We start from the raw sequence: 17,442 nt of genomic DNA on the forward strand, positions 1-17,442 counted from the left end.
CGATGGTCCCCACCGATACGCTCCGCCGGATCTTCGGCTTCGACGCCTTTCGCGGCGTGCAGGAGCAGGTGGTCGCCCGCGTTCTCGCCGGCGAACGCACCCTGGCGGTGATGCCCACCGGTGCGGGCAAGTCGCTCACCTATCAGCTGCCCTCGGTGATGCTGGAGGGCACCTGCGTCGTCGTCAGTCCGCTGATCGCGCTGATGCACGACCAGCTGCGCGCCGCCGAAGCGGTGGGCATCCGCGCCGCCACGCTGACCAGCGTCGACGAGAACCGCGCCGAGACGATCGAGCGTTTCCGCGCCGGCGAGCTCGATCTGCTCTACGTCGCGCCGGAGCGCGCCTCGAACGAATATTTCCGCAACCTGCTCACCCAGGCGAAGCTCAGCCTGTTCGCGATCGACGAGGCGCATTGCGTCTCCGAATGGGGGCATGATTTCCGCCCCGATTACCGGCTGCTCCGCCCGCTGCTCGATCGCTTCCCGGAGGTGCCGCGCCTCGCGCTCACCGCGACGGCCGATGCGCATACCCGCGCCGATATCCTCGATCAGCTCGGGCTGCCGCAGGACGGGCTGATCGTCGCCGGCTTCGACCGGCCGAACATCCGCTATGCGATCGCCCCGCGCGAGAACACCACGCGCCAGGTGATCGACCTGATCGCCGAGACGCCCGGACCCGGCATCGTCTATGCCCAGACGCGCGCCGGAGTGGAGAAGCTCGCCGAGAAGCTCGCCGCCGAGACCGGCCGCCCGGTGCTGCCCTATCATGCCGGGCTCGATCCCGATGTCCGCCGTCGCAACCAGGCGGCGTTCGTGGCGAGCGAGGACATGGTGGTGGTCGCCACCGTCGCTTTCGGCATGGGCATCGACAAGCCGGACGTGCGCTTCGTCGCCCATGCCGGCCTGCCCAAGTCGATCGAGGCCTATTACCAGGAAACCGGCCGTGCGGGCCGCGACGGCGATCCGGCGGTGGCGCATCTCTTCTGGGGCGCCGACGATTTCGCCCGGGCCCGCCAGCGGATCGGCGAAGTCGAGCCCTCGCGCCAGCCCGGCGAGCGTACCCGGCTCACCGCGCTCGGTGCATTGGTCGAGACCGCCACCTGCCGCCGCCGCATCCTGCTCAAGCATTTCGGCGAGAACGACGCGCCGGAGAACTGCGGCAATTGCGACAATTGCCTGAGCCCGCCCGCCGCGGTCGACGTGACGGTGACCGCGCAGAAGTTCCTCTCGGCGGTGTTCCGCACCGGCATGTTGTTCGGGGTCGGCTATATCGAGAGCATCCTGCTCGGCCAGTCGAGCGACCGCAGCATCTCCAACGGGCATGAGAGCCTGTCGGTGTTCGGCATCGTCGATGGCGAGGAAGCGGCATTGATCAAGCCGGTCGCCCGTGCGCTGCTGCTGCGCGACGCATTGCGCGCCAATGACTATGGCGGACTGGAGTTCGGGCCCGAAGCGCGCGCGATCCTCAAGGGCGGCGCCAAGGTGGAGCTGGTGCTTCCCCCGAAGCGCGAGCGCCGCCGGCGCGGTGGCAGCCGGGCGGGCGGGGACAATCCGGTCGGCAATCCGCTGTTCGAGGCACTGCGCGCCAAGCGTCGCGAGATCGCGCAGGAAACCGGGCTGCCGCCCTATGTCATCTTCCACGATTCAGTGCTGCGCGACATGGCGCTGCTGCGGCCGGAAAGCATCTCCGCGATGGGCAACATCTCGGGCGTTGGCGCGCGCAAGCTCGATGCCTATGGTGATGCCTTCCTGCAAGTGATCCGCGAGGCTGCGTGAGACTGTTCTTCGCCCTTCCGCTGTCGCTCGCCGCCTGTGCCCCGGCGGCGCCGGTCGTGGCACCCGCGCCTGCGGTTTCGAGCATCGCGATGGATCGCAGCAGCTGGGGCCGCCCGGTCTCGCGCTGGACGATCGATGCGGCGGGCAAGGGCAGCTACACCGTGCCCGAGCCCGATGTGTTCAATGCCGAGCGGCTGGTGACGCGCGGCTTTGCCACGGGGCCCGAGGGTTTCGCCGAGATCCGCAAGCTGCTCGCCATCGGTGAAGCGCGTGCCGGGCGCGAGCTGGTCTGCGGTGCGCGGATCACCGATCAATATTATGGCACCGTCCGCTGGGGCGACGTGCACCTGGTCTATGACATGGGCTGCCAGGACAAGGCGACCGAGGAAGTGCTCAAGGGCATCACTGCCGCCGAGCGCAAGGTCGCAGCCTGGGCCGCCAACCAACCGATCCTCGAAACCCAGAAGGTGGAACGCCAATGAACCTGCGCCGCGTCGACGAGAGCATCTCGGTCGCCCCCCAGATCGCCGCCGAGGACATCCCCCTGCTCGCCGAGCAGGGCTTCAGCTTCGTGGTCAACAATCGCCCCGACGAGGAAGAGATGGGCCAGCCCGAGGGTGAGGCGATCCGCGTCGCGGCCGAGGCCGCCGGGCTCGGCTATGCCGCGATCCCGGTGACGCATGCCGGCTTCTCCTCGGCCCAGGTCGAGGCGATGGCGGCGGCGCTGGCGGAGGCCAAGGGCCCGGTGCTCGCCTATTGCCGCTCGGGCACGCGCTCCTGCAATCTCTGGGCACTCGCCGAGGCCTCGCGCGGCGGCGACCCCGTGGAGATCACCGCCAAGGCTGCCCAGGCTGGCTACGACATCTCGGGTATCCGCCCGCTGCTCGACCAGCTCTCGGGCAGGGCGTGAACCAGCTTTACGTCTCCCTGGGCTCGATCGGCGCGATCCTGGTGATGACGCTAGTGGCCTGGGCGCTGGGGCTCGGTCGTGGCGCCGCGATCGCCAGCGCCGAGGAAGCGCGGGAGACGGCGGAGGGGATGATCTCCGGCTTCGATGCCGGAGAGGCACTGCTCGGCAGCGACGGCAAGGCCGCGCTCGTCCATGGCAAGGCCGGCGATGTCGCGCTGCTGAAAATGCACGGCGCCCGTGTTGCGGCGCGGCATCTGCGGTTGCCGCTCGCCAGCCAGGCGACCCCCGATGGCCTCCGTGTCGACAGCGGCGACAAGCGCTTCGGGATCGTGCTGCTGCGCGGCGTGACAGGCTACTGACAACAGGGTAAGCAAGCGCCATGCTGGTGCCCCATCTCCCCGATCCGGTGACCTATGCCATTCCCGGCTTCGTCATCCTGATCCTGGCGGAGATGGTCATTGCCCGTATCCGCGATCGCCGCCGCTTCTGCCCGAAGGACACGCTGACCAGCCTCGCGCTCGGCTTCGGCAGCACCGTGGCCGGGCTGCTCACCACCGGCCTGGTCTATGCGCTGTCGATGTGGCTCTACCAGTATCGCCTCTTCACCATCGGCTTCGCCTGGTACTGGTTCGTCCTCGCCTTCCTGCTCGACGACCTGGCCTATTACGCCTTCCACCGCGCCGCTCACCGCGTGCGCTGGTTCTGGGCGAGCCATGTCATCCACCATTCGAGCCAGCATTATAACCTGACCACGGCGCTGCGGCAGACCTGGACCGGCTTTGTCAGCATCAGCTTCGCCTTCCGGCTGCCGCTGTTCCTGATCGGCTTCCACCCGGCGATGATCTTCTTCTGCGCCGGGCTCAACCTGATCTACCAGTTCTGGATCCATACCGAGATGGTCGGCCGCATGCCGCGCTGGTTCGAGGCGGTGATGAACACGCCGTCGCACCACCGCGTCCACCACGCGACCAACCCGCGCTATCTCGACAAGAATTATGCCGGGGTCTTCATCATCTGGGACCGCATGTTCGGCACCTTCGTGGAAGAGCGCGCCGACGACCGGCCGCGCTACGGGATCGTCAAGGACCTCGGCAGCTTCAACGTCCTCTGGGCCGCCTTCCACGAGTGGGTCGGCATCGCCAAAGACGTGTGGGCGGCGCCGGACTGGAAGTCCCGAATTGGCTATATGATCGCGCCGCCGGGCTGGAGCCACGATGGCAGCCGCGATACATCCGAGACCATAAAGGCGCGCTGGGAGGCGCGGGAGCAGCTACGGGGGGATTCGTGGAAGCAGCCGATATCGTCGTCATCGGTGGGGGATCCGGCGGGAGCGCCGTCGCGGGCCGCCTGAGCGAAGGCGGCAAGTACAGCGTCGCGGTGCTCGAGGCGGGTGGCCGCAACACCAGCATCAAGACCCGCATGCCCGGGATGATGCCGTTCCAGCGCCCCGGCGCCAACTGGGCGTTCGAGACGGTGCCGCAGCGCGGGCTCAACGGCCGGCGCGGCTACCAGCCGCGCGGGCGCGGCCTTGGCGGCTCGAGCGCGATCAACGCGATGCTCTATGTCCGCGGCCACCATAGGGACTATGATGAGTGGCGCGACCTCGGCTGCCCCGGCTGGGGCTGGGACGACATGCTGCCCTGGTTCAAAAAGGCCGAGCACAATGTCCGCGGCGCCAGCGACTATCATGGCGACAAGGGTCCGCTCTGGGTCAGCGACCAGCTCTGGGCGCACCCGGGCTCCGAGGCGTTCATCGACGCGTGCGGCGAGCTCCAGATCCCGCGCAACCAGGATTTCAACGGCGCCGAGCAATCGGGCGCCGGCCTGTTCCAGGTCACGCAAAGGAATGGCGAGCGCTGGACCGCCGCGCGCGCCTATCTCGATCGCCGCGACAATCTCGAGATCATCACCGATGCGATGGTCGAGCGCGTGCTGTTCGAGGAGGGCCGCGTCTGGGGCGTCGCCTATCAGCGCGACGGCCAGGCCCGCGAGATCCGCGCCCGCCGCGCCGTGGTCCTCGCCGCCGGTGCCTTCCAGACCCCGCAGCTGCTGATGCTCTCGGGCATCGGCCCGGGCGAGCATCTGCGCGAGATGGGCCTGTCGGTGCGGATCGATCGTCCCGCGGTCGGCGGCAACCTCCAGGACCATGTCGACTATGTCGCCGCCTTCGAGACCGAGGGCAGCTTCTTCCTCGGCCGTTCGCTACCCGGCACGCTCAAGTCGCTCGGGTCGATCGGCCGCTGGATGGTCAGCCGCAAGGGGCGGATGACCACGCCCTATGCCGAGGCCGGTGCATTCCTGCGCAGCGATCCGGCGCTGGAGCGGCCCGACCTCCAGCTCCATTTCCTGATCGCCATCGTCGAGGATCATGGCCGCACCGCCGTGCCCGGGCACGGCTTCAGCTGCCATGCCTGCGTGCTGCGGCCGGAAAGCCGGGGCACCGTCCGCCTCCAGTCGCTCGATCCCCGCGCCGCGCCGCTGATCGATCCGGACTTCCTCGGCGATCCGCGTGACCTTGAGCTGCTCAAGAAGGGCACGCGGGCGATGTACCGCGTGCTCGAGGCCCCCCAGCTCGCCCAGTACAGGGGCCGTGATCGCTATCCGATCGACCTGGACGACGATGCCGCGCTCGAGCGGCTGATCCGCGCCCGCGCCGACACGATCTACCATCCGGTCGGCACCGCGCGCATGGGCTCGGACGAAGGCGCGGTGGTCACCCCGCGGCTCAAGGTCCGCGGGGTCGAGGGGCTCTATATCGCCGACGCCTCGATCATGCCCCGGCTGGTCGGCGGCAACACCAATGCCCCCAGCATCGTGATCGGCGAACGCTGCGCCCAGTTCATCAAGGAAGATCTGGCCTCCTAATTCCCTCTACCGCAGAAGCGGTAGAGGGCGATGATTCCGCACATAAAAAAGGGCCGATGGTCGAAACCACCGGCCCAGTCGTCCGCAGGAGGAACCTCGGTTGGGCGCCGCGCTAAGGAGAGGTGTGCGCGGCGCCCGATCTCGTCAGTAGTTGTAGGCGCGCTCGCCGTGCGCGTTGATGTCGAGACCTTCCATCTCGACCTCGACGCTCGGGCGGATGCCGATCGTGTACTTCAGCACCAGGAACAGGACCGCCGACACGCCGCCCGAGAGCAGCAGCGTCACGCCCACGCCCGTCGCCTGGGTAACCAGCTGCGACGCCATGTCGTACTTGCCGGCAACCGCCGGGATCACGGTGAAGTCGATCCAGCCCTGGCCGCCCAGCGCCGGGTCGGCGACGACGGCCGTGCCGATCGCGCCGATGATGCCGCCGATGCAGTGCACGCCGAACACGTCGAGCGTGTCGTCATAGCCGAGCGCGTTCTTCACCGTGGTGACGAAGAAGAAGCAGCCGATCGAAGCAACGATGCCGAGCACCACCGAGGTCATCGGGGCGGCGAAGCCGGCAGCCGGGGTGATCGCGACCAGGCCGGCGACCACGCCCGAGGCTGCGCCGAGCAGCGAAGGCTTGCCGTGCACCACCTGCTCGATGATCGCCCAGGCGGCACCCGCGGCGGCGGTGGCCACCATGGTGTTGATGAAGGCGAGCGAAGCGAACTTGTTGGCTTCGAGGTTGGAGCCGGCGTTGAAGCCGAACCAGCCCACCCAGAGCAGCGAGGCGCCGATCATCGTCATGGTCAGCGAGTGCGGTGCCATCGGCTCGCTCTTGTAGCCGGTGCGCTTGCCGATCACGAGGCAGCCGACCAGGCCGGCGATACCGGCGTTGATGTGCACCACGGTGCCGCCCGCGAAGTCGAGCGCGCCCTTGCCCCACAGGAAGCCATGGTCGTCGGGCAGGCCGGCGGTGAAGTCCGGACCCGGCCAGTACCAGACCATATGGGCCATCGGGTAATAGACGAGGATCGACCAGATCACGACGAAGAGGATCAGCGGCGTGAACTTCACGCGCTCGGCAAAGGCGCCGACGATCAGCGCCGGGGTGATCATCGCGAAGGTCATCTGGAAGACGACGAAGGTCGTCTCGGGCAGATAGACGCCGTTCGAGAAGGTCGCGGCGAAGGTGTTGGCGTCAACGCCCTGCATCAGCGCCTTCGAGAAGCCGCCGACGAACAGGTTGAGCGCGCCGCCATTGGTGAAGGCCATCGAATAGCCGATGGTGACCCAGAGCAGGCCGGCGACGCAGACGATGGTGAGCACCTGCATCAGCACCGAGAGCATGTTCTTGGTGCGGACCAGGCCGCCATAGAAGAGCGCGAGGCCGGGCACCGACATCATCAGCACCAGCGCGGCCGAGACGAGCATCCAGGAGACGTCGCCCTTGTTGACCATCGCGTCGGTCGGCACGACCGGCGCTGCGGCGGCAGGCGCCTGCGCGAGGGCAGGCATCGCGGCGAACAGGGCGCCGAGCCCCGCTCCCGCGGCAATCTTCATCGCAAGTTTCATCTGGACCCCCATCTTACAGCGCCGTCTCGTCGGTTTCGCCCGTGCGGATGCGCACGGCCTGGCCGACATCGAGGACGAAAATCTTGCCATCGCCGATCGCGCCGGTGCTGGCGGCGGCCTGGATCGCTTCCACGGCGCGGTCGGCCAGATCGGCTCCCACCACGACCTCGATCTTGATCTTGGGCACCATGTTGGTGCTGTATTCCGCGCCGCGATAGATTTCGGTCTGGCCCTTCTGGCGGCCGAAACCCTTCACTTCCGACACGGTCATCCCCGCGACCCCGACACCCGTGAGCGCCTCGCGGACCTCGTCCAGCTTGAACGGTTTTATGATGGCGATGATGAGCTTCATGTCGCCCCCTCGTTGGCGGTTATCCCGAGGGGGTTCGTCGCAAACAGCGTGCCAAGCGCAAGAATCCCACGATTCCGTGGGGTTTGGGCGCAATCAAATATTACCCATGGGTAAATTTTTGTGCAGATGCGAAGGTCTGCTCAAAAAACGGGCAGGATTCGTTACGCATCCGAAGCCGTACTGCACAATTAATTCGCCCCCGCGCGCCTTCGGCTGGAAAATGCGGTAAGCCCTTGCCCATGGTGCTTGCCATCGCCCTCTCCGCGCTCGCGATGACGCTGATCGTCGGCGTGCGCTATCTGCTGGCGAGCGGCGGCTTCGCGCTGGCGACGCGGGTGAAGCATCCCGGCCTCTACACCGGGCTCGACCGGCAGATCCGCCGCGAGATCGGCTGGAGCCTCGCCAGTGCCGCCATCTACGGTGTGCCCGCCGGTGTGGTCGCCTGGGGCTGGCAGAACCATGGCTGGACGCGGATCTACACCGATGTCCACGCCTTCCCGCTCTGGTACCTGCCGGTCTCTGTGCTGCTCTATCTGCTCGCGCACGATGCCTGGTTCTACTGGACGCATCGGTGGATGCACCGCCCCGCGCTGTTCCGCCGGATGCACGCCGTCCATCATGCCAGCCGGCCGCCCACCGCCTGGGCCGCGATGAGCTTTCATCCCTGGGAAGCGGTCACCGGCGCGGTGGTGATCCCGGCGCTGGTGTTCCTGATCCCGATCCATGTCGGCGCGCTCGGCCTGGTGCTGACGATCATGACCGTGATGGGCGTCACCAATCACATGGGCTGGGAGATCTGGCCTCGCTTCGTCTGGCAGGGGCCGCTCGGCGCCTGGCTGATCACCGCCAGCCATCACCAGCGTCACCACGAACATTATGGGTGCAATTTTGGACTCTATTTCCGCCACTGGGACCGGCTTTGCGGCACCGACAAGGGCCTTGGGGATTTCGATCGCGGCCATGCTGCTGCTCGGCGCCGGATCGCCCGCGGCTGAGACCGGCGGTCCGCTCGAGATCGAGATGACCGGGCTGCGCTCGGCCAAGGGCGTCGTGCGGCTCTGCCTCGTCCAGGATCCGGGCGACTTTCCCGATTGCCGCGACGGCAGGGGCGCGCTCAAGCGCACGCTCCCGGCCGCCAATCCGCGCATCCGGCTCGAGGGCCTGCCAGTGGGCGACTATGCGATCGCCGTGATCCATGATGCCAATGGCAATTCGAAGCTCGATACGATGCTCGGCATTCCGCGCGAGGGTTTCGGCTTCTCGCGCAACCCCGCGATCCGTTTCGGTCCGCCCCGCTACAAGGACGCGCGCTTCACCCTCGGCGCTGATGCACAGCGGCAACAGGTCCGAATTCGCTATCTGTTATAGGAACTTGGGCGCTCCGGGCGGCGTTCTCGCGCCTGCAACATAACAGAGGGTGCCCCCATGATCCGACTTAGCGGTGCGCTTGTCGCCTCGTTCCTCGCCATTGCCCCGGCCTGCGCGCAGGACAAGGCCGCGCCCCAGTCGACCGGCGCGTCCGCCGAAGTGGCCGAAGCCGCCAGCGAAGGCGCCGCGCGTCTCACCCTGGGCGTCGGCGCGGCCTATTTCCCGGACTATGAAGGCTCCAGCCACAATCGCTGGACCCCGATCCCGGTCGCCAACGGCACGGTGGCGGGGATGAGCTTCACCCTGGTCGGCAACCGCGCCCAGCTCGACGTTATCCCGAACGGCACCGGCCCCGGCTGGGACATCCAGCTCGGGCCCGTCGCGGTCTACAACATGAACCGTTCGAACCGCGATTCCATCCGCGATCCCCGCGTCCGCGCGCTCGGCGAAGTCGATTCCGCGCTTGAGGTTGGTGGCTATTTCGGCATCGGCCGCACTGGGCTGATCACCAGCGATTTCGACAAGCTCTCGGTCACCGTGTCCTATCGCCGCGACGTCACCCGGGTGCACAAGGCCGGCATCTGGAACCCGGTGGTCACCTATTCGACGCCGCTCAGCACCAAGGCGATGGTCAGCCTCTCCGCCTCGGCCGAGATCGTCGAGGATCGCTATGCCCGCACCTATTTCGGCGTCACCCCGGCACAGAGCATCGCCAGCGGCCTGCCGATCTTCCGCCCCGAGGGCGGCCAGAAGGACATCACCTTTGGTGGCTATTTCGCCTATGCGCTCACCGGCAACCTCACCAAGGGCCTGTCGCTGGTCGCCGGCGGCACCTATCGCAAGCTGGTGAACGACTTCGCCGACAGCCCGCTGGTCAGCATCGCCGGCGATCGCAACCAGTGGACCGGCGCGGCGGGGCTGGCGCTGACCTTCTGAAGCTGCTCCATTGCCGCGATGCCTACAGACGATCTCTGGGTCACCGCCCTTTCCACCTGGTCGTCGACGCGCGAGAAGATCCTCGAGCACCGCTTCATCGCGGACGTGACGGCGGAGCTCTGGGCGCGCGGGATATTCGATTTCGCCGTGTCGCACAGCGAGGTCGACAATAGCGGCTACGACCTGATCCTCGAGGCGCGGGGCGTGACGCGGCATGTCCAGCTCAAGGCGATGCACCTGCGCAGCAGCACCGCCGAGTTCCCGGTGCAGGCGCGGCTCGAGGAGAAGCCGTCCGCCTGCGTCGTCCTCATGATCCACGATCTCAGGACGCTGGCGATCGCCGAATATCGCTGGTTCGGGGCGGCACCCGGAGCACCGCTGCCGTCACTCGGCAACAGCATCGGCAGGCAGAGCAAGCCGAACATGCAGGGGATCCGGACGGAGCGCCCGGCGATCCGCCGCCTGGCGAAGCGCCGGCTCGAGCCGGTCACGGGTGTGCCGATGCTTGTCGATCGCCTGTTCGGCGGCGCTGAACAAATGCTTGGAAGCGCGCCGGTTACGCCGTAAGAGTCCCGCCATCCCCGGGGGACCGCTTCGTCGCGGTTGAGAGGGAGGCCGCAGCCTCCGACCCGCTGAACCTGATCCGGTTGAGACCGGCGTAGGGAGGGAGCGGCCCCACCACAGGACCGTCCTCTCCCCGAATGGAGAAGTGACGAATGGCCGACATCCCCGCCAAGACCGAACTCGCCGTCACCACCGGCGCGATCCGCGGCTCGAAGAAGATCCATGTCGGCCCGTTGAAGGTCGCGATGCGCGAGATCCATCTCGAGCCGTCCTCGGGCGAACCGCCGGTCCGCGTCTACGACACCTCCGGTCCCTATACCGATCCCGATGCCCGGATCGACATCATGGCCGGCCTGCCCGAGCTGCGCCGCGACTGGATCCGCGCCCGCGGAGACGTGGAGGAAGTCACCCAGCGCGAAGTCCGCCCCGAGGACAATGGCCAGCTCGGTCCCGATCGTTCGGGCGGCGTCCAGCCCTTCCCGAACGTCCGCAAGAAGGTGCTGCGCGCCAAGCCGGGCATGAACGTCTCGCAGATGTATTACGCCAAGCGCGGCATCATCACGCCCGAGATGGAATATGTCGCCGAGCGCGAGAATCTCGGCCGCGCCCGCCTTGCGGAGTACACGCGCGACGGCAACAGCTTCGGCGCCGCGATCCCGGACTATGTCACGCCCGAATTCGTCCGCGACGAGGTCGCCCGGGGCCGTGCGATCATCCCGAACAACATCAACCACCCGGAATCGGAGCCGATGGCGATCGGCCGCAACTTCCTGGTCAAGATCAACGCCAATATCGGCAACTCCGCCGTCGCCTCGAACGTCGCGCAGGAAGTCGACAAGATGGTCTGGGCGATCCGCTGGGGCGCCGACACGATCATGGACCTGTCGACCGGCCGCAACATCCACGACACCCGCGAATGGATCATGCGCAACGCGCCGGTGCCGGTCGGCACCGTGCCGATCTACCAGGCGCTCGAGAAGGTCGGCGGCATCGCCGAGGACCTGACCTGGGAGATCTTCCGCGACACGCTGATCGAGCAGGCCGAGCAGGGCGTCGACTATTTCACCATCCATGCCGGCGTCCGCCTGCCCTATGTGCCGCTCACCGCGAAGCGCGTCACCGGCATCGTCAGCCGCGGCGGTTCGATCATGGCGAAATGGTGCCTGGCGCACCACAAGGAGAGCTTCCTCTACGAGAAGTTCGACGAGATCACCGAGATCATGAAGGCGTATGACATCGCCTATTCGCTCGGCGACGGCCTGCGCCCCGGCTCGATCGCCGACGCGAACGACGAAGCCCAGTTCGCCGAGCTCTACACGCTGGGCGAGCTCACCAAGCGCGCCTGGGAGCAGGACGTCCAGGTGATGATCGAGGGCCCCGGCCATGTGCCGATGCACAAGATCAAGGAGAATATGGACAAGCAGCTCGAGAGCTGCGGCGAGGCGCCCTTCTACACGCTCGGGCCGCTCACCACCGACATCGCGCCCGGTTACGACCACATCACCAGCGGCATCGGCGCCGCGATGATCGGTTGGTACGGCACCGCGATGCTCTGCTACGTCACGCCCAAGGAGCATCTCGGCCTGCCGGACCGTGACGACGTCAAGGTCGGCGTGGTGACCTACAAGCTCGCCGCCCACGCCGCCGATCTCGCCAAGGGCCACCCCGCGGCCAAGGTCCGCGACGATGCGCTGAGCCGCGCCCGCTTCGAGTTCCGCTGGCGCGACCAGTTCAACCTGTCGCTCGATCCTGATACGGCGGAGAAGTATCACGACCAGACGCTGCCGGCCGAAGGCGCCAAGACCGCGCATTTCTGCTCGATGTGCGGCCCGAAATTCTGCTCGATGAAGATCACCCAGGAAGTGCGCGACTTCGCGGCGAAGCAGAACGCCCCGGTCGAAGGCTTCCTCGCGGCGGAAGATGCCGAGGCCGGCATGGCCGCGATGTCGCAGCTCTACAACGAGACCGGCCGTGAGCTCTATATGGGCCAGGGCGACCGCGAGCACGACTGATGCGGAAAGGGGCGGCCGTGCGCGTCTCGGCCGCCCCCTTCGTTCGGCTCAGTGCCAGTGGCCGCTGCCGCCGCCGATCCCGCCCACGGTCGAGATCGACCCGGCCTGGAAGCTGCCCAGCGTGTTGCCGCTGTCGTCCATGAAGATGAAGCTGGTATAGACCGGCGTCGCCACCAGCGTGAAGCTCGAGGTCTTCGCATACAGCTTGTTGATGTCGTCGGTATAGACGTCGCCCTTCAGCGCGCCGCCGCCGGGGAAGGTCACGCCCCAGGCCGAGCCGTCAAAGGTCTTGCCGCCGTTCAGGATCGTGCACTGGCACTTGGTGTAGACGATCAGCGAAGCGACGCTGCCATTGGCGGGATAGGCCGTCGTCGCCGCCGCCCTGGGCGCGCTCTCCAGATGCGCCACGGCATTGTCGATTGCTTCCTGCGGCAGATGATCCGCAAGCAGTTTCCTGAAGTCGCTGGCGATCTGGTCGCGATCGATTTCGGTAACGGTGTCCGTCATGTGAAGTCCTCCCCATCTGGATCGGTCCAATCGAGGCGAGGATCGCCTCGACGATCCAAGGCTGATCTTGTGCCCGACTGCGCGCAATCACGGCTTGGGTCGGATCGGAGCATAACCATTTCGGCTGTTTCGTCGCCGACTCGCCGGAATTGCTGGTATTTCGGGCCACCACCGGCCCGGTCCGCGCCGGAATGACTCCGGAGCGGACCAGCCTTGCGCCGCGGACGGCACGGCACCGCCCGCGGCTCGGCGATCAGGACCAGCTGCCGGTGCCGCCATAGCTGCCCGAAATCGTCCCGATCGCGCGGCCCTGGAAGCTGCCCAGCGCATTGCCGCTGTCGTCGAGGAAGATCAGGCTGACATAGACCGGCGTCGCGACCAGCATGAAGCTGGTCGACTGGCTGTAGAGCCGCTCGGGATCGTCGGTGTGGATCGATCCGGGCGACCGGCTGGCCGGCCCGCCGCCCCAGAAATGCCCGAGGAAGGTCGGCCCGTCATCGACCACGCACTGGAGCTGGCCGGTGATCCCGCCGGTGATGATCAAGGTGGCGTCGCCGCTGCTGCCGGCGACCAGCGGCCGGCTTTCGAGATGGGCGCGGGCCGACTCCAGCACCTGTTGCGGCACCTTGCCGTCGAACAGCTGCTGGAGATCGGCGGCCTGCCGGCCGGGCTCGACGGTCTGCGTATCGGTGGTCATGAGGGCCTCCCCTGGAAGTGCGCGCCGCATGGCGTATCGGGTCGGAGATCGACTCGACCCGCCAAGGCTCCCCCGCGCCGCCCCAATCGGCAATCGCGGCATGGGCCGCTTCGGAGCAGACCCGTTTCGGGGTTAATCGGGTCAAGCACCGGGAGCGCCACGCTTTTCAGCGTCCCGGCCTGCCGCCACGCCGGAGACGCGTCCGAAACGGACGCGCCTCCCGCCAAAGCGGATGCGTGTCGCGATAGCCTGATGCGCAGGACAATGGGGGAGGCGGCGATGGCACGTGCGTGGCGGGGACTGGTCGGGGCTTTGCTCCTGTTGGGTGCGCTGGTGCCGGCGTCGCTCGCAAGGATGCAGGAGATGGAGCAGCCGTCGGATCGTCCCGACTTCTCGGGCATCACCAGCAAGGCGGCCGCGAACCGGCTGGTTCGCGAGGGCAGGCTGGTGAAGATCCACATCTTCCCCAAGGAACTGGGCGGGCCGAACGACCCGCGCAACTTCGTCTATATCCCGCCCGCAGTGGAAGAAGCCCGCCAACTCGTGATCGGCACCCTGCGCCGCTTCACCGAGGAAGACCTGATCGACAAGCTCGACGTCCAGGCGGAATACAAGGGCACCAGCATCATCCCCAGCCGCATCCACTACACGGCGACGCACAGCCGCGGCGGCCCGCCGTTCGAGGCGGTGGTGGAAGTTTGGTAGGGCGTGAGCGTTATTAAACTGAGTCTATAATGTCACGGATCGCCGCTTCAGCGTTTTCCCAAATGCGGCGCGGTCGATTACTCTTGACACCGCAGTGGCGGCTCGATTCAACTTAAACAGGTGAACGAAACGGGATCTTAACCCGTTCGAGCCCTGTTTAGCGCATTCCCAGGGGAATTCACAAATGTCACTTGAAGACGAATTTGCCCGTCTGGTGGCAAACGGAGCTATCCAGACTCCGCTTCCGGGATTCAATGTTCCCGTGCTGGAATCTGCGCCTGTCTGCGTAAGAACCAGAACTGTCTACAGCGTCGCTGAGGCTGTTCAATACAACAGGCGGTCTGTGGATGCCAAATTGGGGACAGGTTCTAGCTGAGATTCAGGCTGACGAATCTAAGCTCGCGCATAAATCTAAGAGCGCGATAGACAACGTTCGTCGTAAGTATCTCAGGCGCTTAAATAAACATACAGGCCGGAATGTCATAGGCTACTACTCCGGGTGGCTCACGAACCCTCGTGCGCCCGGTATAGATGTTAATGATGAAGACAAGGCAGCCTTTATGATGGCCATTCATGGCCTTGATAAGTCAAAAGGGCTGGATTTAATTCTTCACACGCCAGGGGGCGGAATAGCGGCGGCCGAATCTCTTGTAGATTATTTGAGACGCGTATTCGGCACGGATATTCGGGCCATCGTTCCCCATTTGGCGATGTCGGCAGGGACAATGATTGCATGTTCATGCAAAAGCATTGTTATGGGAAAACAATCCAACCTAGGCCCAATTGATCCTCAACTGAATGGTCTTCCTGCGGCGGCTGTCACTAAGGAAATTGAACGGGCTATAAGAGAGATTAAGGAAAGTCCGGAAAGGCTACAGTTCTGGCAATTTGTGCTAAACAAGTATTCCCCAACTTTTGTTGGGCAATGCGAGCAGGCAATTAAAATGGCTGCTGAGTTTGTGCGAGCCAGATTGCTGGATAATATGCTTATCGGCATAGATGGAGCGGAAGGCGTAGCTGAGGCTATCGTTAGCGGCCTTTCAGATGTCGAGGAGAATAAATCTCACGCACGCCATATTCACATTGATAAATGCCAGGACTTAGGCCTCAAAATTGAATGCTTGGAGGATGATCAGGATCTTCAAGAGGCAGTTTTGACGGTGCATCACTGCTATATGCATAGTTTAGGTGTAAGTGGCGCTTCAAAGATGGTGGAGAACCATCAAGGTGCGGCGTTCGTTAAAATTCCGACCTAGAACTCCAGATCATACGGTCCTGAAATGCCCGCCACCCCCGACCCAGAACCCCACCCCCTCTTCACCCCGCAGACCGCGCGCGCCACGCTGCGCGCCGGGAAGTTCGTGATGGAGGCGGAGGCGCGAGCGACGCCGATCGGGCTGCTCGCCATTGGCGGGATGGTCGCGGCTATCCTGTTGTCGGTTCCGCCGATCCTCCATGCCGGCCGCGCCCGCAAGACGCTGCCGTCGCCCCGGGACTGACGGGGCCGCGATCCTGATGGATGCCCGCGCGCAACACCCGGCGGGAATCGGTCCTACACCTCTCGCAATGTAGGATTTCGCCTGTTCCCCTCGCGCTATGGAACAGCTGGACCATCGCATCGCTTTCGATCCCGCGCTCTCCGCCGGCATCGATCCCCTCAACCTTCCCGCCGTCGCCCAGGGCGGTGCCGTTGCGCCGCCGGATGCGCGGCCGCTGACGCCGCTCGATGAGCACGGCCATTACCCGGACGACTATGAATGGGTGCCCGTGCGCCGGAAACATCGGCATGATGGCTGGTCCCCCGAGCGCCAGCGCGACTTCATCGAGGCGCTGGCCGATCGCGGCTCGGTGACCGAGGCGGCGCGGCAGGTCGGCATGTCGGTCGGCAGTGCCTACAAGCTGCGGCGCTCGCCGGGCGGCGAGAATTTCGCCCGCGCCTGGGAAATTGCCATCCACCACGCTGCGAACCATTTGGCAGACCTCGCTTTCGATCGTGCGATCCATGGCAGCGACGAGCCCGTTTTCGACAAGGAAGGTCGCCGCGTCGGCCGCCGCATGCGGATCAACGACAGGCTGCTGATGTTCCTGCTGCGCGCGCATCTGCCTGAACGCTATGCCCATGCGCACCGCGACACGCTGCCGGCCGGGGCCGTGCCCTATGTGCCGCCCATGGCGCTCGCCGATGCGCTGGCCGCGCTCGCGCCGGTCCAGCCGGCCGATCCTGCCGCTGGGCTTTCGGCGGAGGAGCTGGAGTACAAGCTCGAGATTGCCGACCTTGCCGGCGACAAGCTGCCGCGCTGGCTCTACGAAAAGTCGGAGGAGGAACAGGATACGCCCTCGGGGGCGCAGCTGGCCATCGATGCGCATTTCGATGCAGAGCTGGATCGGATACGCGGCGAGGGGACGATCTGATCCGCCGAAAAACGCGCTCTTGGCGTGTACTTCGTGTACTTTGGACCGGTAACGCCGCCGCTCAGAGCCCGCGGCGGCGCTTCCAGTCGAGCGTCACGCCGATGCGCTTGTCCCAGCTGCCGTCCCAATGGGTGGCCAGGCCATGCGCCTCGAGCTCGGCGACGATGTCGCGGGCGACGGCAAGTGCCGCGTCCTCGCCCTCGGCACAGGCGCCATAGTTGAGGTAGAGCCCGCCGCCGTCCACCGCGCCCTCGGTGTCCTGCATGTGGTAAAAGGCATAGCCGCGGATCTCGGCGCCGGTCTCCTCCGTGGCGCGGACCTCGTCCCAGATCTCGGTCGCGCCACAATTGCCGCAGCAGCTGAAGTTCTGGCGGGCGATCACGCCGCTCTCCTCGAGCGCGGCGAAGGCGGCGTCGAGCCGGTCGCAATCGGTCTCGTCGGGCCAGTGGCGCTCGGCGACGCGCTGCTCGGCCAGCGCCTCGCGCAGCGCCTGCTGGGCCATCGGGCGGAGCTCGTCGGGGGTCAGGTCGTCGGCAAAGGCGTCGGCCGCGTTGGTCAGGATCGCGTCCTCGTCATAGAAGCCGCTCGCCACGTCGCGGCGGATCTGGTCGCGGACCCATTCGGCCTTTTCGTCAGGCGGGGCCGCAGCAGGCGCCAGCTCCGTCTGCTCCGGAGCGCGCTTGCCGAACAGGCGGCCGAACAGCGACTTCATCATTTCCTCCATCGTCCGGAGGGCAAGATAGCAAGCCGCGGCGCCCGCGCCTATGCCGGGCGCC

Annotated in this window: 20 protein-coding genes and 1 riboswitch; of the genes, 15 read left to right on the forward strand and 5 right to left on the reverse strand. The window is 66.1% G+C overall.

Translation table 11 applies throughout. From position 1 onward, the window contains the following. The first annotated feature begins 2 nt into the window (after nucleotides 1-2). Genes recQ through HNP52_RS05510 form a run of 6 tightly spaced genes read left to right on the forward strand, consistent with a single transcriptional unit; the run spans nucleotide 3 to nucleotide 5,550 of the window. On the forward strand, nucleotides 3-1,775 hold the full coding sequence (gene recQ / locus HNP52_RS05485; RefSeq protein ID WP_184163550.1) for a DNA helicase RecQ: 1,773 nt from the start codon (nucleotides 3-5) through the stop codon (nucleotides 1,773-1,775). Further along, nucleotides 1,772-2,257 carry a hypothetical protein gene (locus HNP52_RS05490; protein WP_184163554.1) on the forward strand — a complete coding sequence of 162 codons (486 nt, stop codon included), beginning with the start codon at nucleotides 1,772-1,774 and terminating at the stop codon, nucleotides 2,255-2,257. The genes recQ and HNP52_RS05490 overlap by 4 nt, the downstream gene beginning before the upstream one ends. After that, nucleotides 2,254-2,685, forward strand: a complete 432-nt coding sequence (locus HNP52_RS05495) for a TIGR01244 family sulfur transferase (protein WP_184163557.1) — start codon at nucleotides 2,254-2,256, stop codon at nucleotides 2,683-2,685. Before HNP52_RS05490 ends, HNP52_RS05495 begins: the two co-directional genes overlap by 4 nt. After that, nucleotides 2,682-3,044, forward strand: coding sequence for a hypothetical protein (locus HNP52_RS05500; protein ID WP_184163560.1), 363 nt, complete (start codon nucleotides 2,682-2,684; stop codon nucleotides 3,042-3,044). The genes HNP52_RS05495 and HNP52_RS05500 overlap by 4 nt, the downstream gene beginning before the upstream one ends. Before the next feature lie 20 nt (nucleotides 3,045-3,064). After that, on the forward strand, nucleotides 3,065-4,036 hold the full coding sequence (locus HNP52_RS05505) for a sterol desaturase family protein (RefSeq protein ID WP_184163562.1): 972 nt from the start codon (nucleotides 3,065-3,067) through the stop codon (nucleotides 4,034-4,036). Further along, complete coding sequence (locus HNP52_RS05510; RefSeq protein WP_184163565.1) at nucleotides 3,970-5,550, forward strand: GMC family oxidoreductase N-terminal domain-containing protein; 1,581 nt, start codon at nucleotides 3,970-3,972, stop codon at nucleotides 5,548-5,550. The genes HNP52_RS05505 and HNP52_RS05510 overlap by 67 nt, the downstream gene beginning before the upstream one ends. Before the next feature lie 144 nt (nucleotides 5,551-5,694). Here HNP52_RS05510 and HNP52_RS05515 read toward each other — a convergent pair whose 3' ends face one another. Both HNP52_RS05515 and HNP52_RS05520 read right to left on the reverse strand, forming a co-directional pair. After that, a complete protein-coding gene (locus tag HNP52_RS05515) occupies nucleotides 5,695-7,113 on the reverse strand; it encodes an ammonium transporter (RefSeq protein WP_184163568.1) in 1,419 nt (472 codons plus the stop codon). A gap of 13 nt (nucleotides 7,114-7,126) precedes the next feature. After that, a complete protein-coding gene (locus HNP52_RS05520; protein ID WP_086127851.1) occupies nucleotides 7,127-7,465 on the reverse strand; it encodes a P-II family nitrogen regulator in 339 nt (112 codons plus the stop codon). A gap of 239 nt (nucleotides 7,466-7,704) precedes the next feature. Here HNP52_RS05520 and HNP52_RS05525 point away from each other — a divergent pair, with 239 nt between their 5' ends. The 5 genes from HNP52_RS05525 (at nucleotide 7,705) to thiC (ending at nucleotide 12,345) form a co-directional block, all read left to right on the forward strand. Continuing rightward, nucleotides 7,705-8,460 (forward strand): sterol desaturase family protein, encoded by a 756-nt coding sequence (locus HNP52_RS05525; protein ID WP_184163571.1) that lies wholly within the window; start codon nucleotides 7,705-7,707, stop codon nucleotides 8,458-8,460. Continuing rightward, a complete protein-coding gene (locus tag HNP52_RS05530) occupies nucleotides 8,426-8,833 on the forward strand; it encodes a DUF2141 domain-containing protein (RefSeq protein ID WP_184163574.1) in 408 nt (135 codons plus the stop codon). The genes HNP52_RS05525 and HNP52_RS05530 overlap by 35 nt, the downstream gene beginning before the upstream one ends. 57 nt (nucleotides 8,834-8,890) lie before the next feature. Further along, nucleotides 8,891-9,769: a MipA/OmpV family protein gene (locus HNP52_RS05535; RefSeq protein ID WP_184163577.1), complete on the forward strand. Its 879-nt coding sequence runs from the start codon at nucleotides 8,891-8,893 to the stop codon at nucleotides 9,767-9,769. A gap of 18 nt (nucleotides 9,770-9,787) precedes the next feature. After that, nucleotides 9,788-10,336, forward strand: a complete 549-nt coding sequence (locus HNP52_RS05540; protein WP_184163580.1) for a hypothetical protein — start codon at nucleotides 9,788-9,790, stop codon at nucleotides 10,334-10,336. A 5-nt stretch (nucleotides 10,337-10,341) separates the two neighbouring features. Next, nucleotides 10,342-10,451: riboswitch (TPP riboswitch) on the forward strand. Nucleotides 10,452-10,485: 34 nt separating this feature from the next. Then, nucleotides 10,486-12,345 carry a phosphomethylpyrimidine synthase ThiC gene (gene thiC / locus HNP52_RS05545; protein ID WP_184163583.1) on the forward strand — a complete coding sequence of 620 codons (1,860 nt, stop codon included), beginning with the start codon at nucleotides 10,486-10,488 and terminating at the stop codon, nucleotides 12,343-12,345. Nucleotides 12,346-12,393: 48 nt separating this feature from the next. Here thiC and HNP52_RS05550 read toward each other — a convergent pair whose 3' ends face one another. Both HNP52_RS05550 and HNP52_RS05555 read right to left on the reverse strand, forming a co-directional pair. After that, nucleotides 12,394-12,852: a VapA/VapB family virulence-associated protein gene (locus HNP52_RS05550; RefSeq protein WP_184163586.1), complete on the reverse strand. Its 459-nt coding sequence runs from the start codon at nucleotides 12,850-12,852 to the stop codon at nucleotides 12,394-12,396. Between the two features lie 253 nt (nucleotides 12,853-13,105). After that, on the reverse strand, nucleotides 13,106-13,549 hold the full coding sequence (locus HNP52_RS05555; RefSeq protein ID WP_184163589.1) for a VapA/VapB family virulence-associated protein: 444 nt from the start codon (nucleotides 13,547-13,549) through the stop codon (nucleotides 13,106-13,108). Nucleotides 13,550-13,828: 279 nt separating this feature from the next. Here HNP52_RS05555 and HNP52_RS05560 point away from each other — a divergent pair, with 279 nt between their 5' ends. From HNP52_RS05560 to HNP52_RS05575, 4 genes are all read left to right on the forward strand, one after another. After that, complete coding sequence (locus HNP52_RS05560; protein WP_184163592.1) at nucleotides 13,829-14,254, forward strand: hypothetical protein; 426 nt, start codon at nucleotides 13,829-13,831, stop codon at nucleotides 14,252-14,254. 347 nt (nucleotides 14,255-14,601) lie between these two features. Then, entirely contained in the window at nucleotides 14,602-15,510 is a 909-nt protein-coding gene (locus HNP52_RS05565; RefSeq protein ID WP_184163595.1) for an SDH family Clp fold serine proteinase, read from the forward strand. Nucleotides 15,511-15,534: 24 nt separating this feature from the next. After that, the gene (locus tag HNP52_RS05570; RefSeq protein WP_184163598.1) at nucleotides 15,535-15,753 is read left to right on the forward strand and encodes a hypothetical protein; all 219 of its coding nucleotides are present in this window, start codon (nucleotides 15,535-15,537) and stop codon (nucleotides 15,751-15,753) included. 97 nt (nucleotides 15,754-15,850) lie between these two features. Continuing rightward, nucleotides 15,851-16,666 carry a hypothetical protein gene (locus HNP52_RS05575; protein ID WP_184163601.1) on the forward strand — a complete coding sequence of 272 codons (816 nt, stop codon included), beginning with the start codon at nucleotides 15,851-15,853 and terminating at the stop codon, nucleotides 16,664-16,666. A 61-nt stretch (nucleotides 16,667-16,727) separates the two neighbouring features. Here the strand turns inward: HNP52_RS05575 and HNP52_RS05580 are convergent, their stop codons facing one another. Further along, on the reverse strand, nucleotides 16,728-17,378 hold the full coding sequence (locus HNP52_RS05580; RefSeq protein ID WP_260395928.1) for a DUF6891 domain-containing protein: 651 nt from the start codon (nucleotides 17,376-17,378) through the stop codon (nucleotides 16,728-16,730). Nucleotides 17,379-17,442: the final 64 nt, after the last annotated feature.

This window comes from Sphingomonas kyeonggiensis (assembly GCF_014204495.1).
In the GTDB taxonomy this organism is placed as follows: domain Bacteria; phylum Pseudomonadota; class Alphaproteobacteria; order Sphingomonadales; family Sphingomonadaceae; genus Sphingomonas; species Sphingomonas kyeonggiensis_A.